We start from the raw sequence: 26,012 nt of genomic DNA on the forward strand, positions 1-26,012 counted from the left end.
TCCTAAGCCTTGCCGAAATCAACCCGGGGCGGCTGCCAGCCGCTCCGGGTTTTCCATGCCTCCAAAGCGAGCTCTGCTGCCTCGGTGAACCACGGTTCTTTCGCCTCGGCGTAGCCGGCGGTCGAAACATCGCTGGCATGTGCAGCAGCCACCCGGCGCTTTTCCGCGAGATATTCGGCCCTGATCTTCGGATCGGCCCGCAGCCAATCCCGAAAGGCCAGCGCATAGTTCGCTCCAGCAGAGCCCTCCACCCGAACGTGCAGATTCACCGGGCGGCCTGGATCAGCATTGGCATGGAACCGTTTCCGCCAGTGCTCGGGCTCCGGGTCGAAGCTCTTCGGAGTATCCCTGGAGATATCAGGCAAACCAGGGAATCCGGCTGCTGCGAGAGTTGGTGCTAAGTCGTCCGCGACCCCGAGCGAGCGCACCCTGAGCTGCAAATCAATCACATCCTTGGCTTCCAGGCCCGGCACCGCGGTGGAGCCGATATGGTCCACGCCGATTCCCCGCTCACCCGTCGCCGCCAGGATCCTGTTCGCGAGCCGTTGCGCCTGAGCCGGCCAGCTGGGGTCCGCCGGGAACAGCATCGCCGGGCCGTTGCGCTGCGCTCGTGCTCCCCGCGCAAGATTGGCGGCGAAAGGCAGCAGCCGTTCCTTCCAGAGCGCCTCCACCCGTAACAGTAGTTCCTGTTCCGCACCGTTGTTCTCGAGCACCACATCGGCCACCGCGAGTCGTTGCTCTCTGCTCGCCTGAGCAGTGATTCTTTCCCTGGCCGCCTGCTCACTCAGGCCGCGCCGCTCGATCAGACGCCGACGTCGTAAGTCCTCGGCGGCGTCGACCACGATCACCAAATGAAATTTAGCTCCTTGACCGGTTTCGGCCAGTAAGGGAATATCTTGAACCACCACGGCGTCTGAAGCTGCCTGCGCGCTGAGTTCAGCGGCTCTGCTCCGCACCCTGGGATGCACGATGGCATTGAGTTGCTCACGCAATTTCTGATCGGCAAAGATCAGCGTGCCCAGCCGGGCCCGGTCCAAACTGCCATCGGCGGCGAAGACTTCCGCACCAAAAATCTTCCGGATCTCTTCGAGTCCTTCGGTGCCGGGAGCTACTACCTCCCGGGCGAGCCGATCAGCGTCGATGAGCACCGCCCCGAGTTCCACAAGGCGGTGGGCGACCAATGATTTTCCAGCGGCGATGCCACCGGTGAGGCCTATCGAAAGCATGTTTCCAGCTTAGACTAGCGCCGTGTCAGAACTGCGGACACGGCCTGCGGTGAGCTTGCGCCCGGTCGATGAGCAAATGCTCTCCGATTTGATCGAGTTAGCGCTCTGCGACGCCGCCCAGGTCTCGGGTTCGGTGCGCCTCGCTTACTTGGACGCCGAAAGTCTGGAAATCGGGATCTGGCTCGGCAAGAGTGCCCGTGCTCGGGGCATCGGCAGCGCCGCACTCTCCCTGGTGCTGGACGAAGCGCGTCGGCTGGGAGCGTGCCGGGTGCTGGCCCGAACCACCCTGTCTAACCATGGAGCACGAGCAATTCTGGTGGCGCATGGAGCAACTGAGTCCGTCAGCGGCGAACAGGTCACCGCGGAACTAGCGCTGAGTTAAACGGCTTGCGGCACCCTTCCGGCGTGCTTGGACAGCCGATGTCCGCAGTGCTGGCACTTACTCTGGGCGGCAGCCACGATTTCCGTGATGCCGAACGTCCGCACGCCCATCATCACCCGCCGAGTCGTTCGAAGTGTGCGGCCCAGCGCAGATGCCTGGCAACTGCTGCAATTGCCGCATCGCGGAGAAACTTGAGAGGGAAAAACTTGAGAGTTCTGCACCCTTTAAGTCTGCCGATGTCGAGCGGCGGCCGCCTCGGTTCAAGGGTGGAGATTCGGGTGGAGATCTAGTTGGGCATCGCGATCACAAAGCGTGGGCCCGATCCAGCGGCGCCCGGCTGAAGTCGATCCGAGAACTCCGGCAGCTCCAAGGTGAAGGCGGTACCGAGATCCCGATGATAGTCAGGGTCGTCGCTGATCACTGTCACCTGGGCTGGGCTGATCTCCCGGACCACCACATAAATCGGTTCCTCGGCGTCGTCCACACTCAGCTTCCAGCGTCGCGCCAAATACTCCAGGCCTGCCCCGATCAACAGCTCTTCGGCTTCGTCATAATCGAGCGCTTCTGCATGGTTCTCCACTGGCCTTCCCAGCAGATCGCGGGGCACGAAACCGTCGTCGAGCATCTCCAGATAGCCAACGATCTCACGGTCATCCGGGCGGATCACCCGGATCCATTCTTCGGGAATCATTGGAGCCTCTTTCCGGGATAGTCCACTATGGTCGGGATGGCTCACTGTAGCGATAGCGAGCATCCTGGCCTCGTTAGGCTATCGCGTCCGCAGGCCTGGTACCCACCCCTTTCAAAACCAACCGTCCCAGTGAATGTTACGGATGGTGCATATGTGGCAAATATTCCGCCTGATCCGCAACATCTGTACCACTCAGTGGGACAACCGGTTAACAGGGTTGGCCTTAAACACAGCTGGGGCCGTCACTCGAAAGTGACGGCCCCAGACTGAACTCAGTTAGTGAGCGAAAGTGCCTCAGTAGAGCGGGGCACGAGGGACCCGCCGTGGCGGCGAAGCCGACACCGTGAAAGTACCCCGGTAGAGCGGGGCACGAGGGACCCGCCGTGGCGGCGAAGCCGACACCGTGAAAGTACCCCGGTAGAGCGGGGCACGAGGGACCCGCTGTGGCGGCGAAGCCGACACTGCGGGAGTGCCCCGCTCTCTTAGTTTCCGGTCAGCTTCTCACGCAGTGCGGCCAGAGCTTCGTCGGAAGCCAGGGTACCGGCGTCGGCGGTAGGAGCCTCGACAGCTGAAGAGTAGCTGGTCGGAGCGGCTTCGCTGCCAGCTTCGGACTCTGCAGCGGCGTCGTCCGCAGCGTGCTGAGCGACCTGCTTCTTGTGAGCTTCCCAGCGAGTCTGGGCTTCAGCGTACTGCTGCTCCCAGGTAGCACGCTGGGTCTCGAAGCCCTCAAGCCACTCGTTGGACTCCGGATCGAAGCCCTCCGGGTACTTGTAGTTGCCCTCTTCGTCGTACTCAGCGGCCATGCCGTAGAGTGCCGGATCGAATTCGGTCGACTCGGGGTCAACGCCCTCATTCGCCTGCTTGAGCGACAGCGAGATCCGACGACGCTCGAGATCGATGTCGATGACCTTGACGAACAGCTCGTCACCGACGGAGACGACCTGCTCAGCGAGCTCAACGTGGCGCACGGCCAGCTCGGAGATGTGCACCAGGCCCTCGATGCCGTCTTCGACGCGAACGAACGCACCGAACGGAACCAGCTTGGTCACGCGGCCCGGGACGACCTGGCCCAGAGCGTGCGTCCGGGCGAAGGTCTGCCACGGATCTTCCTGGGTGGCCTTGAGCGAGAGCGAAACCCGCTCGCGATCCAGATCGACTTCGAGCACCTCGACGGTGACTTCCTGTCCGACCTCGACAACCTCGGAGGGGTGATCGATGTGCTTCCAGGAGAGCTCGGAAACGTGAACGAGTCCGTCGACGCCGCCCAGGTCCACGAAGGCACCGAAGTTGACGATCGAGGAAACGACGCCGGGACGAACCTGGCCCTTTTCCAGCTTGTTGAGGAAGGTCGAGCGAACCTCGGACTGGGTCTGCTCGAGCCAAGCACGACGGGAGAGCACCACGTTATTGCGGTTCTTGTCGAGCTCGATGATCTTCGCTTCGATCTGCTGACCGATGTACGGAGCCAAGTCGCGCACTCGACGCATCTCGACGAGCGAAGCGGGCAGGAAGCCGCGCAGGCCGATATCCAGGATCAGGCCGCCCTTGACAACCTCGATGACCGTACCGGTGACCACACCGTCTTCTTCCTTGACCTTCTCGATATCGCCCCAGGCACGCTCGTACTGCGCACGCTTCTTGGACAGGATCAGGCGGCCTTCTTTGTCTTCCTTGGTCAGAACCAGGGCTTCGACTTCGTCGCCCACGGAAACGACCTCTGAAGGGTCGACGTCGTGCTTGATGGAAAGCTCGCGGGAAGGGATAACGCCTTCGGTCTTGTAGCCGATGTCGAGCAGAACTTCGTCACGGTCAACCTTGACGACAGTGCCTTCGACGAGATCGCCGTCATTGAAGTACTTGATGGTGGCATCAATAGCGGCGAGGAAATCCTCAGAAGTACCGATGTCGTTGATCGCAACGACAGGAGTACTGGTCTTTTCTGGGGTGGTGATGGTCATGTAGTAGGGACTCCGATGTGGATAGTTTTGGGAAAAATCTCTTTGAGCACGGCTTGCAGACACGCAATACGCGCCCGTTTAGTCTAGTTGGATCTGGCAAGTAACGCAAAACACGTTTCGGGCCCGTGACGCCGTTCCAGCGAGAGATCAGAGGACCGACTAAAAATGGCTTGCACAGAACGGCGGACGCTCCACCGCGAAGAGGCGTTGAGCGAGTTCGACGGCGCCGCTCCGATGCTCGCTGATCCGCCCTGCGGCACACAGAATACTCGCCGGAACACCACCCAGATAAAGCGAACTAAGATCCGCGATATCCAAGCTCACATCGGGCTTTTCAGCGTGATCCACCACTGAGACCTTGGCTTTCCCTCTGACCACGAGAAGCTGGAAGATCCCGGACGTCAGTTGAAGCGGATCGGACACCTCCAGGCAGAGCTCACCATCGGCCGGGTATTCGCGGGCCTCCAAGGCTTGCACGACATCCAGGATCCGCAACCACAGCATGTCTTTTTCGGCGCTGACACTCAGGCACCGCCGATCGCTGAGCGCCCACTCCAGTGGATCCTCCGCAGGTGCCTGCTGCCAGCGGATCTGCTCAATCAGGTCGATAGCCGCCAGATGCTGCCAGAGCTCCAGATATGCCTGATCCGTGGCCGCCACCAGATCAATGACCTCCACCGCGGTCGGCTGAGTGTCCCAGCCGAGAAACTTATAGGAGACATAGCCGTCTGGCTGGCCTTCGGCGTCATAGTGCAACGCACTGAGCACATTCTCGTCTTCTTCATTCCTCCAGGCGCCCATTCCAGCGGCAAGATAACGGTAGCCTTCGAGCCTGTCGATTGACCCCGGCTGACTGCGATGCCAGGGAGCGAAGATCTTCGGAGCCAGTTCCACCAGGGCCTGCCGCGGGACGGCCTCCACCCTGCCGGGGAGTTCCTGGCTCAGCTGAAACCTAGGCCCCACATCGACCGTCACGGAGCGCTCTTTAGTGGCTACTCCAAAACCAAAGCGCCGGTAGATGCCACCCTCCGAAGCGGTGAGCGCCGCGAGAGCGAGCCCGTCCCGCTTGGCGCGGAGCAGGTTCTCGCTCATCATCCTGCTCAGTATGCCGCGCCGCCGGTGCGTGCTACGAACCGTTACCGCGGTCACCAAAAGAGTCGGCAACATCTTTCCGAAACCGATATTGAGCTCTTTGACCAAGCTTCCGAAAGTGGCAATCGGCCGTTCTCGGTCAAAGGAGTACTCGGCTGGCTGCCCGAGCTGATAGACGGCGGTGTGCTGATGCCCATCCTTGACCCGGATCGCCAGTGAGGTGTTGATCTGCTCGACACTGCGTTTCGGGCTGTGGAAGCCGTGATTCACCGCACGGATCCACTCCACCGCCTGCTGGTACCCGGGCTCATCCGGAGCGGCGGCCGGAAAGCGCCTGATCTGGTAGTCGTCGTCGAAAGCCATTAAAAAGCCGTTCTGGTCACCGGCGGCACCGGACTGCGGAACAAATCATCGAATAGCTCCAGGGCGGACTCCGCAGTCTCCGCGGGCAGTCGCCCGGCCTGATGCAGAGTCCTGGCACTCACACCAGCTAAATAGAGCGAGCCCAACGCGGCGACGTCTAGTTCGAGGTCAACCGGTCCATCATCTTCACCGTGCGAGATCGTGCTCGGCTGCCCACCCTGCACCTTCAAGGTGAAGACCCCCGGGGTGCACCCCAGCGAATCCAGAACTCGCAAGGTGATCTCGCCGTCAGCCCAGTATTTCCGGGCATTCAGCAGCGCTGGTACATCGAGCGGCCGCAACCAGAGCGAATCGACTTCCCGGGTCACTTTGTAGCGGCGTGAATCGACGAGTGCCCACAGCAGCGGATCGCTGACCGGCGCTCCAGGCCATTCCACCGCCATCGAAAGATCAACCCCGCCGAGGAACTGCCAAAGCGCTAGGTAAGAGTTCGAATTGAGCGCCAGCAGATCGATGATCTCGAGGGTCAGCGGCTTATGTTGATACCCCAGATGCTTATAACTGACATAGCCGTCGATCTGACCATCCGATGCATAGTGAACGGCCACCCGAACCTTGCGATCGGGCTCAGGGTGGTCAAAGCTGCCTTCTCCGGCTACCAGCAACCGATAGTGATCAGGGCGGAGAATCGACCCGTACGTCGTGGCGTGAAAAGCTTCAAACAGCTCCGCCTGCACAGCCCCGGCAGAGCTCGTGGGAGCCAGTTCAACCTCACCGGTGGGCGCCGTGCGCAAGGCGAAGCCAAGCGAAGTATCCACTGTGACAAAGCGAGATCTGGTGGCTTCACCGAAACCGAACCGGCCATAAATCGATGCTTCTGAGGCTGTGAGTGCGGCCAACGGCACACCTCGCTGCTTGGCGTCGGCGAGGTCCGCTGTGATCATCGCGGAAAGCAGACCACGCCGCCTGTGGCTGGGTCGCACGGTCACCGCGGTGATCATATCCACTGGCAATAGCCCGGCACCGACATTGATCGTGCCATCCGAAGAAGCATAGGTGGCAACTGGTTCCCGCCGCGGAAGGCTGCCTTGCCGAATCTGCTCGGCATAGGCCGCATACGCCCTTTGACCGTCTGCGGCAGCAGTTCCGACGAATGTGGGCTGATTCTCTTCAGCAATATCGCTTTCGTGGAATCCTCTGGCCACTGCGAGCATCCAGGACTTAGCGCGTTCATCCACGGTTCCCGCCGAATCAACCGAGTCCCTCAGCGGCCAGCATTCGAGAGTGTAGGGAAAATTCGTCTCTGGTTCTCGGATTACGCTCACAAGAATCCAGCCTAGTTCGCATCGTAGACAGAATGAAGCCCCTGACCTGGAGGGCACTCCAGCACCTAGCCTGGCAGGATGACGAACAATCTTGAGAAGCAGGGCCAGCTGGGCAGCGGCTTCGGCGCGCAGAGCACCGCTGAGGAAGTGCTCTCCGGCATTGATCTCTCCGGGCAGACGGCGCTCATCACCGGCGGCTATTCGGGTATTGGTTTTGAAACCACCGCGGCCTTGAGCCGGGCCGGAGCTCGAGTGATCGTACCCGCCCGACGGCCCGAAGTCGCGCGGGAAGCCTTGAAAGAGCTGCCCGAGGTGGAGGTGGCGACCCTGGACCTCGGTGATCTGGAGAGCGTCAGAGGCTTCGCCGAAGGATTCTTGGAAAGCGGACGGGTGCTGAACCTGGTGATCAATAACGCCGGTATCATGGCTTGCCCGGAGACCAGGGTGGGGCCCGGCTGGGAGGCTCAGTTCGCCACGAATCACCTCGGCCACTTCGCCCTGATCAACCGACTGCGCCCAGCGTTCGCCGAGCAGAGCCGGGTCATCGCACTGTCTTCCACTGGGCATTTCCGTTCCCCGATCCGCTGGGATGATGTGCAGTTCACCAGCGGTTATGACCACTGGCAGGCCTATGGGCAAGCCAAAACCGCCAACGCTCTCTTCGCGGTGCACTTGGATGCCCTAGGCGCGGAGAGCGGGTTGCACGCCTTTTCGGTGCATCCCGGAGGTATTTTCACCCCTCTGCAGCGTCACCTCTCCCTCGAGGATCAGATAGCGCTCGGCTGGCTCGCGGAAGACGGCACTCCCAGCCCCGCTGCCAGTGCGCATTTCAAAACTCCGGCGCAGGGGGCGGCCACCTCGGTGTGGGCTGCCACATCCGCCCTGCTCAAGGGTCACGGCGGGGTTTATTGCCAGGACTGCGACGTCGCCGAACCCGCGCTCGAAGACAATCCGGCCCTCGGCGGTGTGAAGGCCTGGGCGGTAGACGCCGAGCAAGCCCGTCGGCTCTGGGTACTCTCCGCCGAGCTGACCGGGGTCAATGCCTTCTAGACTGCAGCCTCACGGATAGCAAAATTTCAACCGATTCACGACGTCGTGCCCGCCGAGGAGCGCGGCGTCGTCTTCGTCTGGGCCCCGGTGATCTCCTCCACGTGATGTTGCCGAGGGCTGAAGTGGCACAGACGAGGTGGCACTGGCTAGGTCGGGGCAAAGCGGGAGTGGTGCGGACTGGGGGCAGCGCTGAAGTGAGCGAAGCACCTCTTAAACGTCAGCGCAGGACTACCCTCCGGCTATGCACCAGAGATGGTGTCCTTACCTCGCATATTTTCCTTGGAATAAACGGAATTAATACTTGAATATTTAAGTTTCGAGGCGATAATTGGGTATTAAATAACTACATAAATATGCAAATTTACATACTTCTCGAACGAACTCACTGAGTTATTCAATAAATGCACCCGTAAAAACCTAGATTTCAACCAGGGGCCTGAACTTAAGATTCCGCATGATCGCCTTCGACCGATACGACGAGAGGCAGAGCCAGGGGCTTCACCGACCACCCAGGCCCGTCAAACCAAGCATCAAAGGCCGGGCATGAGTGACGCCAGCAGTGCAGTGGCCACATCACCATCCGGTTCAGATTGTGTTCGCGTATTCCCTTCTCTTAAATCCCTGATAACCAGCGGATTTTCCAACTTCGAAACTACTGTAGCTCCGCTAATACTTTCTGCGCAAGCGCTTTCGCAAAATATTAATTAAACTTTTTAAATCCATTGCGCGGCCACAATCTGAGAGATAGCATCAGTGCCGTAAGTCTCCCTTCATAAAGTGCACTCCAGCCTTTATGAAACGCTGTATTCCTCTTCACGTCCCCTGAAAAGCTCTGCGCCGTCATCGTTGATGGTGTGGCGCCTCGTCGACGATGACGCATCGAAAGGACACCATGAAAAACCCACCTCCCCTGCGCCGCGCACTGGCAAGAGCAGCCGCGGTCGCTTTAGCAGCCGGACTGATTCCACTGCTCTCAGTGCCAGCAGCCCACGCCGATACCAGCATCCTCTCCACCGGAAAGTCCACCTCGGAGAGCAGCCAGAACGACGTCTACGGCTCGGCGAACGTCACCGATGGAAATCAGAGCAGCTATTGGGAATCAGCCAATAATGCCTTTCCGCAGTGGGTCCAAGTCGACCTCGGTGAGAACTCCACGGTGGAATCTCTCCAACTCAAACTGCCCGACGCGGCAGCCTGGGCCACCCGCAGCCAGACCATTGCGGTGCTGAGCAGCACCGACGGTTCGAGCTTCCAGACGATTCAATCCGCCAGCTCTTACACCTTCGATCCGGCCCAGCACAACACCGTGAGCGTCGATGTCCCCGACACCTCGGCGCGCTATGTCCGGCTCCAATTCAGCGCCAATACTGGCTGGCCAGCCGCCCAGCTCTCAGAATTCGAGGTCTGGGGCATCCCCTCACCCAAACCAGATCTCACGGTCAGCTCGATTTCCTCCTCCCCCGCTGCTCCGGACGAAACCAGCGCATTGACGCTCAACGCGGCGGTCAAGAACACCGGAACGGCGAACGCTCCGGCCAGCTCCGTGGACTTCTTCCTGGCCGGGAAGAAAGTGGGCAGCGCAGCAGTTCCTGCCCTCGCCATCGGCGCTAGCACAACGGTGAGTCTCTCGGTCGCGGCCCAGCCCGCCGGTAGCTATGAACTCAAAGCCACCGTGGATCCGGCGAATACCATCGCCGAGTTGAACGAGAACAACACCCTGATCGCTGCCAGCCCGCTCCTTGTCTCGGCACTGCCTTCCGCTGATCTGGTGGTTGTTTCCGCCTCGCCGAATCCGACATCCCCCAATGCGGGTGATCAGGTCTCTTTCGCTGTCACCGTCAAGAACCAGGGCAATCAGCCATCTTCTGCGACAGCACACGCCGTGACCCTCAAAGTACTCGACAGCAACGGCACCGCGGTCAAGAGCTTCACTGGAAGCGTCACGGGCACGATCGCGGCCGGAGCAACCGCGAGCCCGGTGAATCTGGGTAGCTGGCTGGCCGCGAACGGCTCCTATACGGTGCAGACCACGATCGCCCCGGACTCCGCCGAGAACGCGGCGAAGCAGGGCAATAACACCTCCTCCTCGAACCTGTTCGTCGGGCGCGGCGCCAATATGCCGTACCGCACGTTGGAAGCGGAGGACGGTTCGCTGGGAGGCTCGGCCGCTGTCTTGGGGCCCAACCGCACAGTAGGAGATCTCGCGGGTGAAGCCTCGGGACGCAAGGCCGTGAAGCTCTCAGCCACCGGCGACTATGTGCAGTGGGCTCTGCCACAGGCCACCAATACCCTGGTCACCCGCTTTGCGATCCCCGATTCCGCGGATGGCAAGGGGGCCAATGCCACCATCAGCGTGTACGTCAACGGCAATTTCTTCAAGACCCTCGACCTGACCAGCCGTTACTCCTGGCTCTACGGAAACGAGACCAATCCCGACAACACCCCGAGCGCGGGCAGCCCGCGGCATATCTACGACGAAGCCAACATTCTCTTCGATTCGACGGTGCCGGCTAACTCCACTATCCGCTTGCAGAAGGATAGCGGGAACACCGCCTCCTACTACTCCATCGACTTCGTCGACATCGAGCAAGTCAGCGTGCAGCCGAATCCGGATCCCACGAAATACCTGGTGCCAGCGGGTTTCAGCCACCAGAATGTGCAGGACGCGCTGGATGCCTTCCGGCAGGACACCACGGGCAAATTGCTCGGCGTCTATCTGCCAGCCGGTGACTACTCGACCTCGAGTAAATTCCAAGTCTATGGAAAAGCCGTTCAGGTGATTGGAGCCGGACCCTGGTACACCAGGTTCCATGCCCCCGCCGATCAGGACAACACCGATATCGGCTGGCGGGCGGAGAACACCGCCAATGGTTCGAGCTTCACCGGTTTCGCCTACTTCGGAAACTATGTCAAGCGCATCGACGGCCCAGGAAAGGTCTTCGACTTCAGCAATGTCTCCTCGATGACCATCGACAACGTCTGGGTGGAGCACATGATCTGCATGTTCTGGGCTTCCAATATGGACAACTCGACGGTCAAGAATTCACGGATCCGAGATACCTTTGCCGACGGCATCAATATGACCAATGGCAGCGCAAATAACCGGGTGAGCAATGTGGATGCCAGGAGCACCGGCGACGATTCCTTCGCACTCTTCGCCGCCACCGATAACGGCGGCAGCGGGCAGTCGGGGAATGTCTTCGAGAACTTGACCAGCCGCTTGACCTGGCGGGCTGCCGGTTTGGCCGTCTACGGCGGTCAAGATAACACCTTCCGGAACATCCTGATCGCGGACACTCTGGTCTACTCGGGTGTGACGGTGTCCTCCTTGGACTTCGGCTACCCGATGGAAGGTTTCGGGCCCAAGGACACCGTGTTCGATGGCATCACGCTCTTGCGGGACGGCGGGCACTTCTGGGGCTCCCAGACCTTCGGAGCGATCTGGATGTTCTCAGCCTCGAAGACCTTCAGCAATATCGTGATGCGAAATATCGATATCGTCGACCCCACCTATTCGGGCATAATGTTCCAGACCAATTACTCGGGCTCGACGCCGCAGAACAGTTTCCAGAACGTCTCTTTCAGCAATGTCTCAATCTCAGGCGCCCAGAAGTCAGGGGACCAGTTCGATGCCAAGAGCGGATTCGGGATCTGGGCCAATGAGATGCCCGAGCCGGGTCAAGGCCCAGCTGTCGGCTCTGCGACCTTCAGCAATCTGAAGTTCTCCAACAACGCGCAGGACGTGAAGAACACCACGAGTACCTTCACCCTCAATATTCTGCCCTGATCGCGGAATAGCGCTCCAGGAGGGCGGGTTTCGAGCACTGCGAAACCCGCCCTCCTTTTGCTCTGATCATGAGTTTCAGCCGAGCACTGGGCCCGGTAGCAGCAGGGCTAGTGCCCGGCGTCGAACCAGCTCTTACCGGTGCCGATCTGCACGTCGAGCGGCACCGAGAGGTCGGCAGCCGAGGCCATCTGCTCTGAGACCAGCGCGGTGAGCTGCTTGAGTTCCCCCGGTGCCACCTCGAAGACCAATTCATCGTGAACCTGAAGCAGCATTCTGGACTCCAGCCCGGCCTTGCTGATCTCTGCATCCACACCCAGCATGGCTCGCTTGATGATATCGGCGGCGGAACCCTGGATCGGCGCATTGAGCGCCGCCCGCTCGGCCATCTCACGCAAGTGCCGATTGTCGCTAGTCAGCTCGGGAAGGTAACGACGGCGACCCTCGATGGTTTCGGTGTAGCCATCCAGCCTGGCCTGCTCCACCACCCCGCGCAGGTAATCGCGCACCGCGCCGAACCGGTCGAAGTAATCCTTCATTAAGGTGCGTGCCTCATCGACGCTGATATTCAGCTGCTTGGAGAGGCCAAAGGAACTCAAGCCGTAGACCAGACCGTAGGACATTGCCTTGACCTTGGACCGCATGGCAGAGGTGACATCCTGCGGTTCCACATTGAAGATATGCGAGCCGACGAAACGGTGCAGGTCCTCGCCGTCCTTGAAAGCCTGGATCAAGGCCTGATCACCGGAGAGGTGAGCCATAATCCGCATTTCGATCTGGGAGTAGTCGGCGGTCAGCAGGGTCTCGTACTGAATCGCTGTTTTTGTTTTGCCACCCTGTTGAGCCTTCTGTGGCACGCCTCGACCAACCACGAAAGCACCGCGGATGCGACGTCCTTCCTCACTGCGGATCGGGATGTTCTGCAAGTTCGGGTTGTTGGAGGAGAGCCGTCCGGTGGCCGCGATGTTCTGCGCGTAGCTGGTGTGCACCCGCTCGTCGGGGCCGATCGACTTGAGCAGGCCTTCCACGGTCTGGCGTAGCTTGGTGGCGTCCCGGTAGGTCTGCAATTGCAGCAGGAAGGGGTGCGGGTGCTTCTCGGTCAGGTCGGCCAGCGCCTCGGCATCGGTGGAGAAGCCGGTTTTGATCTTCTTGGTCTTGGGCATTCCCAGTTCATCGAAGAGCACTGTTTGCAGCTGCTTGGGCGAGCCGAGATTCACCTCGTGGCCGATGATCGTATAGGCCTCGCTCTGCGCGGCTTCGATGGTCTCGGTGAAGTCGGACATCAGCAAATCCAGGGTCTCCTTGGAGACCGAGATTCCGGAGAGCTCCATTTCGGCGAGCACCTTGGCGAGCGGTAGCTCCATTCCGCTGAGCAGCTTCTGTGCTCCGCGTTCCTCCAGCATCGGGGCAAAGTGATCGCTCAGCCGCTCGGTGACAAAGGCCCGTACCACTGCGTCGGCGGCTCCGTCGTCGCCGTCCAGACCGAGGTCGAGTTGCCCGGCGTCCTTGACGGCGCTCACACTGAGCGCCGTCTTGAGGTGGTACTGGCTCAGATCAGCGAGTTCGTAATTCCTCCGCTCGGGCTGAATCAGATAGCCGGAGATCGAGGTGTCATCCACCACTCCGCCGAGCCGCAGCCCCCGGCCGGAGAGCGCCTTATAGGCGGCCTTGACGTCGTGAACCACCTTAGGAGCGTCGCCCGCAAGCCAGTCGGCCAGCACTTTTTCCGCCGCGGCGTCGAGATCTCCCAGCGGTAGGTAAGCGGCCGAGGACTGGGTGCTCAAGGCGATGCCGTGCACGTCCAAGCCAATCGGGTCCGCGAGAGGCAGACTGTCACCAGCCAGTGCCAGCCCCACCCTGCTCGAGCCAAGGCTCTCGAACCAGCTAGTGACGGCGGAAGCCTCGGTGAGCAGCTGATGCGCCGGAACTTGATGCTCGGCGTCGGGGGCGTCGTCTTCATCGCTTCCGAAGAGGTCGAAGAGCCGTTTGCGCAGCGTCTTGAACTGCAGGGCATCGAAGAGCTCCTCGACTTTCTCCCGGTCCGGGTGCCTGAGTTCCATGGCTTCCAGAGGAACCGGCAAGTCGAGGTCGCGCAGCAGGTGATTGAGCCTGCGGTTCCGTTTCACGCTGTCGATGTGCTCACGCAGTGCGTCGCCCACCTTGCCGCCGATCGAGTCGAGGTTCTCCAGGATGCCTTCCAGGCCGCCGTACTGGTTGATCCATTTGGCGGCTGTTTTGGGCCCGACGCCGGGCACTCCCGGCAGGTTGTCGGCGGTCTCCCCCACCAGGGCCGCCAGATCGGAGTACTGCGCGGGTGAGACGAAGTACTTCTCCTGGACCGCGGTGGCGTCCATCGGCGGAATGTCCGAGATCCCCTTCTTGGGGTAGAGCACCAAGGTCTTCTCGGTGATCAGTTGGAAAGCGTCACGGTCGCCGGAGACCACCAGGGTGTCCCAACCGGCGTTTTCGGCCTGGGTGGCCAGGGTGGCGATGATGTCGTCCGCTTCGTAGCCGTCGAGGCTGATGGTAGGCACGTTCATCGCGTCCATCACCTTGATGATCAAATCGACCTGGCCACCGAACTCCTCGGGGGTCTTATTCCGCCCGGCCTTGTACTCGGTGTACTCCTCAGAGCGGAAAGTCGGAGTGTCCAGGTCGAAGGCCACCACGACATGGCTGGGTTTCTGCTGCCGGATCATGGTGAGCAACATCGAGGTGAAGCCGTGCACCGCATTGGTGTGCTGCCCGGTATCGGTGACAAAAGTCTCCGGAGGCAGGGCATAGAAAGCTCGGAAGGCCATCGAGTGACCGTCCAGCACCAGCAGCTTCGGGGTCTGGGCACTCTGCGCAGCAGGGCCAAGGGCAACAGCAGTCGTTTCACTCACAGAGCTAAGCCTATCCCCATGCCTTCCCAAAGCTCGTTCCTCGCTTCGGGGCCCTCGGCACGTGGGCCCAGTCCAGGGGTCCCCACGCAGAGCCCGCGAGTATTCGTTGCTTCCCGCTGGCAAAAAGCCGCCAACGGGCCCCTCACAACTCACTGAGGGCAGAACGATAGGCGCTATCCCCTCCAACCAGCCTTCCCATTGAGTGTTAGTGCTGTTACTCATGAGACAGAAATAACTGCACTCCTGCACCGCCAGTAACACTCACTGGGACAAACGGAAGAGAACGAGTGAGGGTGAGGCCTATTTGCCGTGGAAGAACGGCACGATGAGATACACGCCGTAGAGCACCGCAGCCGCGCAGAGCAGGTAACAGATAAAACCGGCAATCCGGATTCGAACCCGGGCAGCCCCGGTCCTGTCCATGCTCTCAGCATGTAGTCTGACCGCGAAGGAGAACAGAGTGACCACGGCTAAGGCCGCAACCAAGGTGGCCATCGCCACTACGGCGAAAGCCGCCCAATTGATACTCATTTCTTCCCCGCCAATCCACGAATTCGCCGTTTAGGTCTTTCAATGATCTCCGCAGCCGCCTCGACTTCGGCGACCCCGGCAATATCCCGTTCATCGCCGCGCCGCGAAACGATGAAAATCGCCAGCACGCCGCCCAGGCCGAGCACGGCGTCGAGAACCAGTCCGAATACTCCCAGTTGCGCGATCAGGGCAGCGATCGCGCCCACCACTGCCGCAGCCGGCAGGGTGAAGAGCCAACCCACCGCCATCTTTCCCGCCAGTCTCCAGCGAACCACCGCGCCGGGGCGACCCAGACCGGAGCCGATCACCGAACCGGAAGCAACCTGAGTGGTGGAGAGCGCAAACCCCAGGTGCGAGGAGGCCAGAATCGCGGCAGCCGTCGAGGTCTCAGAGGCGAAGCCCTGCGCGGGCTTGACCTCGGTCAACCCGCTGCCCAGGGTCTTGATGATCCGCCAGCCACCCGAATAAGTGCCAAGCGCAATAGCCAACGCACAAGACGCGATCACCCAGAGCTGAGGATTGGTCCCCGCCGCCTGATAGCCGCCCGCGATCAGCACCAGGGTGATGACGCCCATGGTCTTCTGCGCATCGTTGGTGCCGTGCGCCAGCGCGACCAGCGAAGAAGAGAAGATCTGGGCATAACGAAATCCGGCACGCCGATTAGGCAGATGAGCGCCATCGTCGGAAACCCGTCGAGTGATGGCATAGGCGACCAGAGTACAGACGAAGGCTACGAAGCCTGCCACCAGGGGCGCCAAGAGCGCCGGGATGATGACATTGCTGAGCAATACGCCGTAGTTGATCACTCCGAAGCCCGCACCAATGATGGCGGCGCCGATCAGGCCGCCGAACAGGGCGTGAGAGGAACTGGACGGCAGACCGAGCAACCAGGTGAGCATATTCCAGAGCACAGCACCGAGCAGCCCGGCGAAAATAATGGTGGGGGTGATATTGATGCCGCTGGGGCCTTCATTGATCAGGTTCCCGGAGATCGTTTTGGCTACTTCCGTAGAGAGGAAGGCACCCACCAGGTTAAGCAAGGCCGCCAGTCCGACGGCGACCTTGGGCTTGATCGCCCCGGTCGCGATGGGCGTAGCCATGGCATTCGCGGTGTCATGAAATCCATTGGTGAAGTCGAAGAAAAGCGCCACCACAATGACTAAAACAACAATGACCAACAGGTCCACAAGAGTCCTTATCTATAAGTTCTATCCGCTGTTCACTGCTCACCGTGACCCGCACGGCCAAACCCGTCGAGAGAAAATCAAACCGGATCTCCGGCTACTCTAAATCGTGAATCTGACCTCGTCGATAGCCCGCCCTGAGATTGGATCCTTTTGTATCTTAGGGCAAGCCGTGCCAGCCTAGGTTCATGACCGATTACACACAGGAACTTATCGATGCCGGGATCCCTCCGGCGCTGCAGCAAATGCTCAATCGGCACGGAGTCGGCCGTCTGACGGTGAAGCTGGGAATCAGGTTTTTAGAGCTCAGCGCGGAGCGAATGGTCGGCACCATGCCGGTGGAAGGCAACACCCAGGTGGCGGGGATTCTGCACGGCGGCGCGCATCTGGTGCTGGCTGAGACCCTGGGTTCTTTCGCCGCCGGAATTCATGCAGGCAGAGACGGACAGGCTCTCGGCATTGAGATCAGTGCCACCCATCACCGTTCGGTATCCTCGGGTCTGGTTACCGGCACTTGCACGGCCATTCATCTGGGCCGCACGCTGACCACTCATGAAGTGGTGATGACCGATGAAGAAGGACGGCGGCTCTCCACCGCTCGGATCACGAATCTGATTCGCCGTCGAGACACAACGGAATGAGCTCGCCCGCTGCTTCTCTGCCGGGTGGCGCACAGCGGGTGCTGATCTATGGCGTGACCGGTTCGGGGAAATCGACCCTGGCTCTGCAACTGGGAACCCTCACGGGTATTGCACCGCACTTAGTGGATGAGGAAATTGGCTGGCTGCCAAATTGGCAAGAGCGTCCCCCTGAAGAACAGCGTCGTTTGGCTGCTGCGTTAGCCGCTGAGGAGTCCTGGATCCTGGATTCGGTCTACGGTAAATTCCGGGACGTGGTAGTGCCTCGAACCGAGCTGATCATCGGACTGGACTATTCTCGGGCCCGCACTTTGATTCAGTTGGTTCGGCGAACTGCTCGACGAGTTATCGAACGCGAACCGATCTGCAACGGTAACGTAGAAACGCTCCGCCAAACATTCTCCAAGGATTCCATACTGGTTTGGCACTTTAGAAGCTTCAGCCAGAAACGTCGGACGATGCGGGATTTTGCCGCTCAAGCGGCGGCCGACCCCAGCGCACCGAGGGCAATTCTCTTCTCTCATCCCGGGGAAAAAGATCGCTGGCTGGCCTCTTTGACCGAGGTCTCTCGCTGAACCGTGTTTCAGCCGGAATCATCTGGCAGACGAGCCGGAGACAGCTTCGAACGGCCCGCTACAGCGCATAACGAAGCTCCAGCACTCCGCCGCCAAAGGCGCGCTGTGAGAGCAGCTCAAGCTGCGACGTGGCAGTTGAAATGGGTAATAGGCGCTTCCCCGAGCCGAGTACGAAAGGCACCACGCTGAGGTACAGCTCATTGAGCAAACCCGCTTCGTGGAACTGCGCGGCCAGATTCCCGCCGCCAACCATCCAGACGTCCTGCTCCCCCGCCGCGCTCACCGCTTGGCTGTGCACTTTAGACACGTCATCGTGAACGAATAGCACATTTTCAGCTCCCTTGATCCGAGGTAATTCGGAATGGCTGAAGACCCAGCACGGCAGGTCTTGATACGGCCATTCCTCCCCCTGATCGAGCAGGAACCGGTAGGTCTCAGCACCCATCACCAGGGCACCGATTCCGCTGTAGAACTCGGCATAGAGCCGCTCGTGCTCGGTGAATCCGGTCAGCGAGAACAACCAGTCGAGACCGTGTTCTTCGGTGGCGATGAAACCGTCGATGGAGACCGCAGAGTAGTAGATAACCTTTCCCATCAGGAAAGGTTATCTACTGGCTCTGACAGTTTGGGACCAGCTACTCGGTAACCCGCACCACGGGTCGTTCGGTCTGCTCTGAGACCTCAGGAGCCTGCGTTGCGTCTTCCGGAAGAGGCGCTTGCTGTCCCACAGCGTGCCAGGATGTCTTCTTCGGCTTGGCGAAGAAGGTCGCAGCGACGAATCCCACCAGAATCAAGATTGCCGGCAAGAAGAGCGACTGCCCCATCGAGGTGGCATAGGCTGAGTGCAAGAATTCTGGAAGCGGCCCGGTCTCCCCTCCAGCAGCGGCGGCGCCGGCATGTGCCACTGGCAAATTAGCCGACAGTCGCGCCGTCATGAGAGTGGCGATAGCGGCCGAACCCAGCACCGCCCCGATCTGCCTCGTGGAGTTATAGACACCGGCTCCGGCACCGGCTTGCGCCGGAGCGAGGTTCCTGGTCGCCGTCATCGATACCGGAGCCCAAATTCCAGCACTAGCGAACCCGAAGAGCGAGATCGGCATCAACAATTGCCAAATCGGCACATCAGAGGTCAGTATCGAACCGAGCCAGAACAGCCCGATGGAAAGAATCGCGAAGCCTGTCATCGCGAAGTACCGCGGATTCACCTTAGGCAATAACTTACCGACCAGCGGAGCGAGACCGCCCGAGATCACTGCCATCGGGACCATCAGCAGGGCCGCTTCGGTAGGAGTCAGCGAGCGCACATTCTGGGCATAGAGCATCAAGGGCAAGATCATGGCGGCGATGGCGAAGCCCATCGACATGATCGCAACATTCGCGAGCGAGAAGTTGCGGTCTTTGAAGAGCTTGAGCGGCAGCAGCGGCTCGGCCTTATTGAAGTACTGCCAGGCGACAAAGGCCACCAACAATACAATGCCTCCGATAATGAGCGACCAGACGCTGATCGGGCCGACGATGGTGCCCCAGTTATAGCTCCCGCCCTCTTGCAGGCCGAAAACTATGCAGAACATTCCAGCCGCGCTAAGTATCACGCCCAGCCAGTCAAAGCGGTGCGAGCTGGTAGGAAGTTTGGGAACCAATCGAGCCGCCAGAATAAAACCAATGACGCCGACCGGGACGTTGATATAGAAGATCCATTCCCAGCCCAGAGAGTCCACCAGCACACCACCCAGAACCGGGCCAACCAGCGTCGCTACGCCGGCCACCGAGCCCCAGAGCCCCATAGCTGCACCACGGCGTTCCGGTGGGAAAACCCTGGTGATCACCGCCATGGTCTGCGGCGTCATCAAAGCGGCACCCAGTCCCTGTACCACCCGGGCCACAATGAGTACTTCAACGCTGCCGGATAAACCGCACCACGCCGACGCCGCGGTGAAAACCGCCAGTCCGGTCAAATAGAGGTTCTTCGTCCCGAATCGGTCGCCTAAGCGTCCGGTGATCAAAAGGGGTACAGCGTAGGCCAGCAAATAGGCGCTGGTCACCCAGACCACCTGGTTAATGCCAGCGTTCAAGCCGTCCATGATCGCGGGAGTGGCTACCGAGACAATGGTCGAATCGACCAGGATCATGAAGAAGCCAATGACCATCGACCATAGCGCTGGCCACGCTCTTGCGTGTTCTTTCATCAGAGTTCCTTAGTAATTTTGTCAATAGTGAGTTGTGGATGCTTGGCCATCAGCCGCGAATAGTGGGTCCAGGGCAACTCGCCGTTTTCCAGCTCGATCAGAGTCCTGCTGATCCAGCTCATCTGGGCCTGCAAAATATTCAGCTGGTACCCGAAATCGAGCCATAGCGCCCTGTTGAGTTCTTGTGCGGTGAACTTCGCACAGGTCTCGGTGAGTTCCTCGATCTCAGCTTTGAGCTTGGCTTTTCTTTCGCCTAACAGCTCAATCACTTCGTCTTTGGGCAAATTGTGCGCTTCTGCGACGCCCTGGCGAAAAGCCGGATATTCCACGACCACTTCGCGCAATAGACCGCTGAGGTGTTGACGCAGCGCTTGGTAGCCACCGGGCTTGATCGAATAATTCGTTCGCTCCGGACGATTGCCTTCGCGTTCAACACCTTGCTGCTCGATCAGCCCCTGGCCCAGTAATCGATCCACCGCATGATAGAGGGATCCTGGCCGAATTTTCATCAATCTGTCTTCGCGACGTTCGATCAAGGTTTGGTACATCTCGTACGGATGCATATTCCGTTCCATCAGAAGGCCCAACACAGCGGCTCCTATGGGAGTGATTTCTTCGGCCATCGACCCTCCTCAGCTGGGTTTTCTTTTACGGAACAAGCTCATAAACATTCAACATTGATTATCTTAGCTGAAATATTCCAATTGGAATAGTCCATTCGGAAAATGTGATCAGAGTCTCAGTGCAGCGTTGATTTAGGGTGCCGGCATGGCTGAAGAATGGTCGAACCAGCAGCAGTCCTCACCGCCATCTGAGCGGGAGCTGAGAATGCGGATCCACCCAGGACCCCGCCACAAAAAAGCAGGAAAAGCCCGGAAAGCAGGACAACCCGGCCATCAGAGAACTCTCGCAGCGTGAAACCGCCCTAGCGGTGAGTTACCGCCTGAGGTTTGGGAAAAATTCAGACGACGTCGAGCTTGAGCGGTGCCCGGCGAGCTATCCCGACCGCCCGATAAGTCCAGCCGCTGGCTCGCCAGCTTTCGGCGTCAAGAGCATTCCGGCCGTCCAAGACGACCTTCCTGCCCACGAGGCCCGCAACTTCCGAGGGATCGAGCGAACGATACTGATCCCATTCGGTCATCAGGATCACCAGTTCAGCGCCCTGTAATGCCGTGGAGCACTCAGTTTCAAAGCGCAATTGCGGATACTGCAGCCAGGCCTGGTTGACCGCTTCGGGGTCTGTCACAACGACTTTCGCGCCCTGGGTAGCTAATTGCATCGCCACCTCAAGCGCGGGCGAATCCCGAGTGTCGTCCGTCTTCGGTTTAAAGGACGCCCCCAGGATAGTGATCCGACGACCAGCCAGCTTGTCCTGGCAGAGCTCCCTCGCCGCTTCGGCGATTCGGTACCTGGCATCCGCATTGATGCCATCCACCAGGGACATCAGTTCGTCGATGGCTTCGATGCCATGACGCTGAGCTTGAGCCCGGAAGGAACGAAGGTCTTTGGGCAGACAGCCACCACCGAACCCAGCGCCGGCGTGTAAGTATTTGCCGCCGATTCTTTCGTCGAGCCCTAGCGCTTCGGCTAATTCCGTGACATCCGCTCCGGTGGCTTCGCAGAACTCTCCCACCGCGTTGATATAGGAGAGCTTGAGTGCCAAAAAGGCGTTCGCAGCCACCTTGATCAGCTCTGCGGTGGGCAAATTGGTCACCAGCCTCGGCACCTCTGCCTCAAGAAGCGGGGCATAGACCTGATCCAGGACGCGCTGTAGGGCGGCAGCTTGAGGTCCTGGCTCAATACCGAAGATCAACCGATCGGGGTGCAATGAATCCTGCACTGCCGAACCCTGTCGAAGGAACTCGGGGTTCCAGGCCAGGGCCGCCCCGGTCCCGGCGATGGCCTCAGCCACCGCAGCCGCGGTGCCCACCGGAACCGTGGACTTCCCGACTAGAACAGCTCCTGGGCGCAAATACTGATGCACGCTTTCCACGGCCGAGAGCAGCGCGGTCAGGTCGGCGTCGTTACTGGTTTTGGACTGCGGTGTACCCACGCAAAGGAAGTGCACTTCGGCGTCCGCCAGGGCGGAGAAATCATCGGAAAACCGTAGATTCCCGCGGGCTGTGGCCTCTTTGATCAAGGGTTCGAGGCCCGCTTCATAGAAGGGCGCGAAACCCCGGCGCAGATGGTCTATTTTGCGCTGATCATTGTCGATGCCGATGACCTGATGGCCAAAAGAGGCCAGCGTCGCAGCGTGTACTGCTCCGAGATAACCGCAGCCGATCACTGAGATCTTCATCGTGCGCCTTTCCATCCGGCAGTGACCATCGACCGGTCGGCGATGGCTTCTTCGTAGTGCTTCATCAGCCGTTCGCACACGGCGTCCCAGCTCCGGCCTTGAACCCGGGAGAAAGCTGCCAGCCCGAAGGCTTCGCGTTTGGCGTCGTCGCCGATCAGATCGAGGACGTGGGTTCTGAACTGCTCGAGATCCCCCGGCGGGTACAGCCAGCCGGTGCGTGAGGATTCCACCAGATCGACAGGCCCGCCGCGCCCGGTGGCCACCACCGGCACTCCGGAGGCCATGGCCTCTTGAATGGTCTGGCAGAAAGTCTCGAGTTCCCCGGGATGCACGAACAGATCGAAGCTTGCGACGGCGGCGGCTAGCTCTTCTCCGTCCAGGAAGCCGGTGAAATGCGCTTGCGGTAAGCGCATTCCCAGATTCTGACGCTGCGGACCCTCGCCGACGATCACCAATGTGGTGCCTGGAATCGAGGAGATCGCCGTAAGATCTTCGAGCTGTTTCTCCAGAGCCAGCCTGCCGACATAGCCGATGATTCGTTCACCACGAGGTGCCACGCTTTGGCGGAATGCGGTGCTGCGTTTACCGGGGTGGAAGCGTTCGGCGTCGACTCCTCGGGGCCACAGCTGCACTCGCGGAATTCCGTGGCCGCGTAAAGCAGCTACTGCGTGGCTGGACGGCGCTAAGGTTCTGGTGGCAGCCAGGTGGATGTTCTCCACGCGCTGCCAAGCCCAATTCTCAAGCATGGGGACGCCGTACTTTGCTGCGTAGCCGGGCACATCCGTCTGGTAAACAGCCACGGTGGGCAATCCAAGCTGTTCAGCCGCCTGCGCGGCACGCCAGCCCAGGATGAACGGCGAGGCTAGATGCACCACATCTGGTTGGAAATCACTCAAAATGGTCCGCACCCGGCTGACTCCGCCCAGCGCGAGTCGCACATTTCGGTAACCCGTCAATGGCACAGAAGGCAAGCGCCGCACGTGTGCACCTTCCACGTCGGTGGGTGCATCCTGCCCTGCTGAGGGTGCGATGACCAGCACTTCGTCACCACGCCGAGCCAGGAATTGCAGAATTTTCAGCAGTGAGTGAGTGACGCCGTTCATCAACGGCAAGAAAGATTCAGCAACGATTGCGACCTTCACACCACCACTGTCAACAAGCCGGGCAGATTTTTGGCAACTTCGACACGGCGGTCAGACGGACGGCAGTTGAAGATCAGGTGAACCCAGGCCCGGAAGCTTCGGACAGCGGTCTTCGACGCCTTAAAAAGAAGCGGCTGGTTCAGAACGTCATGTTCCGAACCAGCCGCTGGGCCCTGTGCCCGAGGTGGGACTCGAACCCACACACCTTTCGATACTGCATTTTGAGTGCAGCGCGTCTGCCAATTCCGCCACTCGGGCGAGCACAGTGACACGAAAAGTTATTCCAGTTTAAACCTCAGGAATTCCTTCGCATGCGAGAATCTACTCTACATGCCGATAGGCTAATTCATGAAAAGTCAGTCCGCAGTTCAAGGAGTTCCAGTGTCAGAAACCACAGAATCATCAGCTTCCAGCGCCGTCGCCCGGCGTGTCATCGTGGCTGAGGACGAAACCTTGATCCGTTTGGACATCATCGAGATCCTCCGCGGCGAGGGTTACGACGTGGTGGGTGAAGCCGATAACGGTGAGAAAGCCGTTGAGCTGGCCCGGGAACTGAATCCCGACCTGGTGTTGATGGACGTCAAAATGCCGGTGATGGATGGCATCAGCGCTGCTGAGAAAATCGTCAAGGAACGCATCGCCCCGGTGGTCCTGCTGACCGCCTTCAGCCAGAAAGAACTGGTTGAGCGAGCTCGTGACGCCGGAGCCATGGCCTACGTGGTCAAGCCCTTCACCCCGGCAGACCTGATTCCGGCGATTGAGATTGCGCTCTCTCGGCACGAGGAGATCAAAACCCTGGAAGCCGAGGTGACGGACCTTCAGGAGCGTTTTGAGACCCGCAAATTGGTCGAGCGGGCAAAATCCCTGCTGACCACCAAAATGGGCCTCACAGAACCTGAGGCGTTCCGCTGGATCCAGAAGACCTCAATGGACCGCCGGCTCAGCATGAAGGAAGTAGCCGAAACCATTATCAGCCAGGTGAATTAACAGCCCGGCACCCCTCCCCAGGGTATCCGCCTTTCAGTGGGCAGGAATAAGTTTGGCCCACTGAAAGCCGGATTCAGTGGGCCAGGGTTCAAGAATCGCCGTGGATTAAACAGGCAGGGGCACCAGGAAAACCTGGTGCCCCTTTCACTGTTTGTGGCTAGTTAGCCGTCGGCCAGGGTCCTACTTTTTCCCGGTTGCTGCGGCCATCGGCGGAGAAATCAGCGAGATCCCCCACCTTGTGCACCTTGAGCGAATTCGTCGAACCGGCTTGCCCGGGAGGCGAACCAGCGGCGATCACCACGACGTCGTCCAGCTCGACCAGGCCGCGCTCCAGCAAGGCGTTGTCCACCTGCTCGGTCATCTCGTCGGTGTGGTGCACCATCGGCACCATCATCGGCTGGATACCCCAAGTCAGCGACAGCTGGTTCCAGACCCGCTCATCCGGGGTGAAGGCCACCACGGGCTTGGTCGGGCGGAGCCGGGAGAGCCTGCGAGCGGAATCACCGGACTGGGTGAAGGCGCAGACGTACTTCGCATTGAGCTGATCGGCGATCACCACGGCCGCGCGGGTGATCGCCCCGCCGCGGGTCTTCGGATCGGTGCCCAGTGCGGGAACCCGCTCCAGGCCGTGCTCCTCGGTGGACTCAATGATCCGGGCCATCGTGCGGACCGTCTCGATCGGGTACTTGCCAACGCTGGTCTCGCCCGAGAGCATCACGGCGTCGGCGCCGTCGAGCACTGCGTTGGCGCAGTCAGAGGCCTCGGCACGGGTCGGCCGCGGGTTCTCGATCATGGATTCCAGCACCTGAGTGGCCACAATCACCGGCTTAGCCCAGCGGCGGGCCAGCTCGATGGCGCGCTTCTGCACGATCGGCACCTCTTCAAGAGGCAGTTCGACGCCGAGATCGCCACGAGCGACCATAATGGCGTCGAAGGCGTCGATGATCTCGGGCAGGTTCGCCACCGCCTGAGGTTTCTCGATCTTGGCGATCACCGGCACCCGGCGACCTTCCTCGTCCATGATCTCGTGGACTCGCTTGATGTCGATGGCGTCCCGCACGAAGGAGAGCGCCACCAGATCGACGCCGCGGCCCAGGGCCCAGCGCAGATCGGCTTCGTCCTTCTCACTGAGCGCTGGCACGTTGACCGCGACGCCGGGCAGGTTGATTCCCTTGTTATTGGAGACCATGCCTCCCACTACGACTTCGGTGACCACCTTCACGTTATCCACCGCAGTGGCCCGCAGTGAGACCTTGCCGTCGTCGATGAGCAGCAGGTCGCCTACTTTGACGTCCTCGGTGAGGCTTTTCAGCGTGGTGGAGCAGATGTCCTTGTTTCCGGGCACATCCTCGGTGGTGATGGTGAAGACATCTCCCGGAGCGAGTGCATAGGGCCCGTCGACGAAGCGACCCAGCCTGATCTTCGGCCCTTGCAGATCCGCCATGATCGCCACTGGCTTCCCCAGTTGCCCGGCAGCCTTGCGGACGTTCTCATAGGTTTCATTGTGCACGGTGTAGTCGCCGTGGCTCATATTCATTCGGGCGACGTCAACCCCAGCCTCGAGCACGGCCAAGGCCTGCTCAAAGCCAGCGATTGCCGGCCCAAAAGTTGCAACGATTTTTGCGCGTCTCATATACCTACCCTAGTCTGAGCCATCGGGGCTCGCGTGTGCTGAGTCATTACTACAGTGAATCTTTGGTGAATCTTTGCTTAT

20 protein-coding genes and 1 tRNA gene are annotated in these 26,012 nt (G+C 60.1%); 6 read left to right on the forward strand and 15 right to left on the reverse strand.

The window, feature by feature from the left end; translation table 11 throughout:
* Positions 1-2 precede the first annotated feature (2 nt).
* Positions 3-1,226, reverse strand: coding sequence for a dephospho-CoA kinase (coaE, locus tag ABDK06_RS10165; RefSeq protein WP_394940914.1), 1,224 nt, complete (start codon positions 1,224-1,226; stop codon positions 3-5).
* Between the two features lie 22 nt (positions 1,227-1,248).
* On the opposite strand from coaE, the gene ABDK06_RS10170 reads away from it, so the two are divergent.
* Entirely contained in the window at positions 1,249-1,608 is a 360-nt protein-coding gene (locus ABDK06_RS10170) for a GNAT family N-acetyltransferase (RefSeq protein ID WP_394940915.1), read from the forward strand.
* Positions 1,609-1,894: 286 nt separating this feature from the next.
* Here ABDK06_RS10170 and ABDK06_RS10175 read toward each other — a convergent pair whose 3' ends face one another.
* The 4 genes from ABDK06_RS10175 to ABDK06_RS10190 form a co-directional block, all read right to left on the reverse strand.
* A complete protein-coding gene (locus tag ABDK06_RS10175; RefSeq protein WP_394940916.1) occupies positions 1,895-2,299 on the reverse strand; it encodes a serine/threonine protein phosphatase in 405 nt (134 codons plus the stop codon).
* 482 nt (positions 2,300-2,781) lie between these two features.
* Positions 2,782-4,257 (reverse strand): 30S ribosomal protein S1, encoded by a 1,476-nt coding sequence (rpsA, locus tag ABDK06_RS10180; protein WP_394940917.1) that lies wholly within the window; start codon positions 4,255-4,257, stop codon positions 2,782-2,784.
* Between the two features lie 159 nt (positions 4,258-4,416).
* Positions 4,417-5,712 carry a GNAT family N-acetyltransferase gene (locus tag ABDK06_RS10185; protein WP_394940918.1) on the reverse strand — a complete coding sequence of 432 codons (1,296 nt, stop codon included), beginning with the start codon at positions 5,710-5,712 and terminating at the stop codon, positions 4,417-4,419.
* Complete coding sequence (locus tag ABDK06_RS10190) at positions 5,712-7,037, reverse strand: GNAT family N-acetyltransferase (RefSeq protein WP_394940919.1); 1,326 nt, start codon at positions 7,035-7,037, stop codon at positions 5,712-5,714. The genes ABDK06_RS10185 and ABDK06_RS10190 overlap by 1 nt, the downstream gene beginning before the upstream one ends.
* A gap of 78 nt (positions 7,038-7,115) precedes the next feature.
* Here ABDK06_RS10190 and ABDK06_RS10195 point away from each other — a divergent pair, with 78 nt between their 5' ends.
* Complete coding sequence (locus ABDK06_RS10195; RefSeq protein ID WP_394940920.1) at positions 7,116-8,087, forward strand: SDR family NAD(P)-dependent oxidoreductase; 972 nt, start codon at positions 7,116-7,118, stop codon at positions 8,085-8,087.
* 892 nt (positions 8,088-8,979) lie between these two features.
* A complete protein-coding gene (locus ABDK06_RS10200; protein ID WP_394940921.1) occupies positions 8,980-11,874 on the forward strand; it encodes a CARDB domain-containing protein in 2,895 nt (964 codons plus the stop codon).
* 107 nt (positions 11,875-11,981) lie between these two features.
* Here ABDK06_RS10200 and polA read toward each other — a convergent pair whose 3' ends face one another.
* The 3 genes from polA to ABDK06_RS10215 all read right to left on the reverse strand — a co-directional run bounded on the left by polA (position 11,982) and on the right by ABDK06_RS10215 (position 16,474).
* Positions 11,982-14,672 (reverse strand): DNA polymerase I, encoded by a 2,691-nt coding sequence (polA, locus tag ABDK06_RS10205; protein ID WP_394941304.1) that lies wholly within the window; start codon positions 14,670-14,672, stop codon positions 11,982-11,984.
* A 384-nt stretch (positions 14,673-15,056) separates the two neighbouring features.
* A complete protein-coding gene (locus ABDK06_RS10210; protein WP_394940922.1) occupies positions 15,057-15,287 on the reverse strand; it encodes a hypothetical protein in 231 nt (76 codons plus the stop codon).
* On the reverse strand, positions 15,284-16,474 hold the full coding sequence (locus ABDK06_RS10215) for an inorganic phosphate transporter (protein WP_394940923.1): 1,191 nt from the start codon (positions 16,472-16,474) through the stop codon (positions 15,284-15,286). Before ABDK06_RS10215 ends, ABDK06_RS10210 begins: the two co-directional genes overlap by 4 nt.
* A 185-nt stretch (positions 16,475-16,659) precedes the next feature.
* Between ABDK06_RS10215 and ABDK06_RS10220 the strand changes: the two genes are divergently transcribed.
* Both ABDK06_RS10220 and ABDK06_RS10225 read left to right on the forward strand, forming a co-directional pair.
* Positions 16,660-17,112, forward strand: coding sequence for a hotdog fold thioesterase (locus ABDK06_RS10220; protein ID WP_394940924.1), 453 nt, complete (start codon positions 16,660-16,662; stop codon positions 17,110-17,112).
* On the forward strand, positions 17,109-17,684 hold the full coding sequence (locus ABDK06_RS10225) for a P-loop NTPase family protein (RefSeq protein WP_394940925.1): 576 nt from the start codon (positions 17,109-17,111) through the stop codon (positions 17,682-17,684). The genes ABDK06_RS10220 and ABDK06_RS10225 overlap by 4 nt, the downstream gene beginning before the upstream one ends.
* Positions 17,685-17,742: 58 nt before the next feature.
* Here ABDK06_RS10225 and ABDK06_RS10230 read toward each other — a convergent pair whose 3' ends face one another.
* The 6 genes from ABDK06_RS10230 to ABDK06_RS10255 form a co-directional block, all read right to left on the reverse strand.
* Entirely contained in the window at positions 17,743-18,279 is a 537-nt protein-coding gene (locus ABDK06_RS10230) for a dihydrofolate reductase family protein (RefSeq protein ID WP_394940926.1), read from the reverse strand.
* A gap of 40 nt (positions 18,280-18,319) precedes the next feature.
* Positions 18,320-19,870, reverse strand: coding sequence for a DHA2 family efflux MFS transporter permease subunit (locus tag ABDK06_RS10235; RefSeq protein WP_394940927.1), 1,551 nt, complete (start codon positions 19,868-19,870; stop codon positions 18,320-18,322).
* Positions 19,870-20,493 carry a PadR family transcriptional regulator gene (locus ABDK06_RS10240; RefSeq protein ID WP_394940928.1) on the reverse strand — a complete coding sequence of 208 codons (624 nt, stop codon included), beginning with the start codon at positions 20,491-20,493 and terminating at the stop codon, positions 19,870-19,872. The genes ABDK06_RS10235 and ABDK06_RS10240 overlap by 1 nt, the downstream gene beginning before the upstream one ends.
* Before the next feature lie 338 nt (positions 20,494-20,831).
* Complete coding sequence (locus tag ABDK06_RS10245) at positions 20,832-22,169, reverse strand: UDP-glucose dehydrogenase family protein (RefSeq protein ID WP_394940929.1); 1,338 nt, start codon at positions 22,167-22,169, stop codon at positions 20,832-20,834.
* The gene (locus ABDK06_RS10250; RefSeq protein WP_394940930.1) at positions 22,166-23,311 is read right to left on the reverse strand and encodes a glycosyltransferase family 4 protein; all 1,146 of its coding nucleotides are present in this window, start codon (positions 23,309-23,311) and stop codon (positions 22,166-22,168) included. Before ABDK06_RS10250 ends, ABDK06_RS10245 begins: the two co-directional genes overlap by 4 nt.
* Positions 23,312-23,487: 176 nt before the next feature.
* Positions 23,488-23,569, reverse strand: a tRNA-Leu gene (locus ABDK06_RS10255).
* 123 nt (positions 23,570-23,692) lie between these two features.
* On the opposite strand from ABDK06_RS10255, the gene ABDK06_RS10260 reads away from it, so the two are divergent.
* On the forward strand, positions 23,693-24,298 hold the full coding sequence (locus ABDK06_RS10260; protein ID WP_394940931.1) for an ANTAR domain-containing response regulator: 606 nt from the start codon (positions 23,693-23,695) through the stop codon (positions 24,296-24,298).
* 157 nt (positions 24,299-24,455) lie between these two features.
* Here ABDK06_RS10260 and pyk read toward each other — a convergent pair whose 3' ends face one another.
* Positions 24,456-25,931, reverse strand: coding sequence for a pyruvate kinase (gene pyk, locus ABDK06_RS10265; RefSeq protein ID WP_394940932.1), 1,476 nt, complete (start codon positions 25,929-25,931; stop codon positions 24,456-24,458).
* Positions 25,932-26,012 lie beyond the last annotated feature (81 nt).

The sequence above is a fragment of the Psychromicrobium ferritrahens genome, assembly GCF_043789415.1.
In the GTDB taxonomy this organism is placed as follows: Bacteria; Actinomycetota; Actinomycetes; order Actinomycetales; family Micrococcaceae; genus Renibacterium.

Coding starts and splice junctions, on each gene's coding strand:
- coaE (WP_394940914.1), bottom strand. CDS start 1,226: ATGCTTTCGATAGGCCTCACCGGTGGCATCGCCGCTGGAAAATCATTG.
- ABDK06_RS10175 (WP_394940916.1), bottom strand. CDS start 2,299: ATGATTCCCGAAGAATGGATCCGGGTGATCCGCCCGGATGACCGTGAG.
- rpsA (WP_394940917.1), bottom strand. CDS start 4,257: ATGACCATCACCACCCCAGAAAAGACCAGTACTCCTGTCGTTGCGATC.
- ABDK06_RS10185 (WP_394940918.1), bottom strand. CDS start 5,712: ATGGCTTTCGACGACGACTACCAGATCAGGCGCTTTCCGGCCGCCGCT.
- ABDK06_RS10195 (WP_394940920.1), top strand. CDS start 7,116: ATGACGAACAATCTTGAGAAGCAGGGCCAGCTGGGCAGCGGCTTCGGC.
- ABDK06_RS10200 (WP_394940921.1), top strand. CDS start 8,980: ATGAAAAACCCACCTCCCCTGCGCCGCGCACTGGCAAGAGCAGCCGCG.
- polA (WP_394941304.1), bottom strand. CDS start 14,672: ATGGCCTTCCGAGCTTTCTATGCCCTGCCTCCGGAGACTTTTGTCACC.
- ABDK06_RS10210 (WP_394940922.1), bottom strand. CDS start 15,287: ATGAGTATCAATTGGGCGGCTTTCGCCGTAGTGGCGATGGCCACCTTG.
- ABDK06_RS10220 (WP_394940924.1), top strand. CDS start 16,660: ATGACCGATTACACACAGGAACTTATCGATGCCGGGATCCCTCCGGCG.
- ABDK06_RS10225 (WP_394940925.1), top strand. CDS start 17,109: ATGAGCTCGCCCGCTGCTTCTCTGCCGGGTGGCGCACAGCGGGTGCTG.
- ABDK06_RS10230 (WP_394940926.1), bottom strand. CDS start 18,279: ATGGGAAAGGTTATCTACTACTCTGCGGTCTCCATCGACGGTTTCATC.
- ABDK06_RS10235 (WP_394940927.1), bottom strand. CDS start 19,870: ATGAAAGAACACGCAAGAGCGTGGCCAGCGCTATGGTCGATGGTCATT.
- ABDK06_RS10240 (WP_394940928.1), bottom strand. CDS start 20,493: ATGGCCGAAGAAATCACTCCCATAGGAGCCGCTGTGTTGGGCCTTCTG.
- ABDK06_RS10245 (WP_394940929.1), bottom strand. CDS start 22,169: ATGAAGATCTCAGTGATCGGCTGCGGTTATCTCGGAGCAGTACACGCT.
- pyk (WP_394940932.1), bottom strand. CDS start 25,931: ATGAGACGCGCAAAAATCGTTGCAACTTTTGGGCCGGCAATCGCTGGC.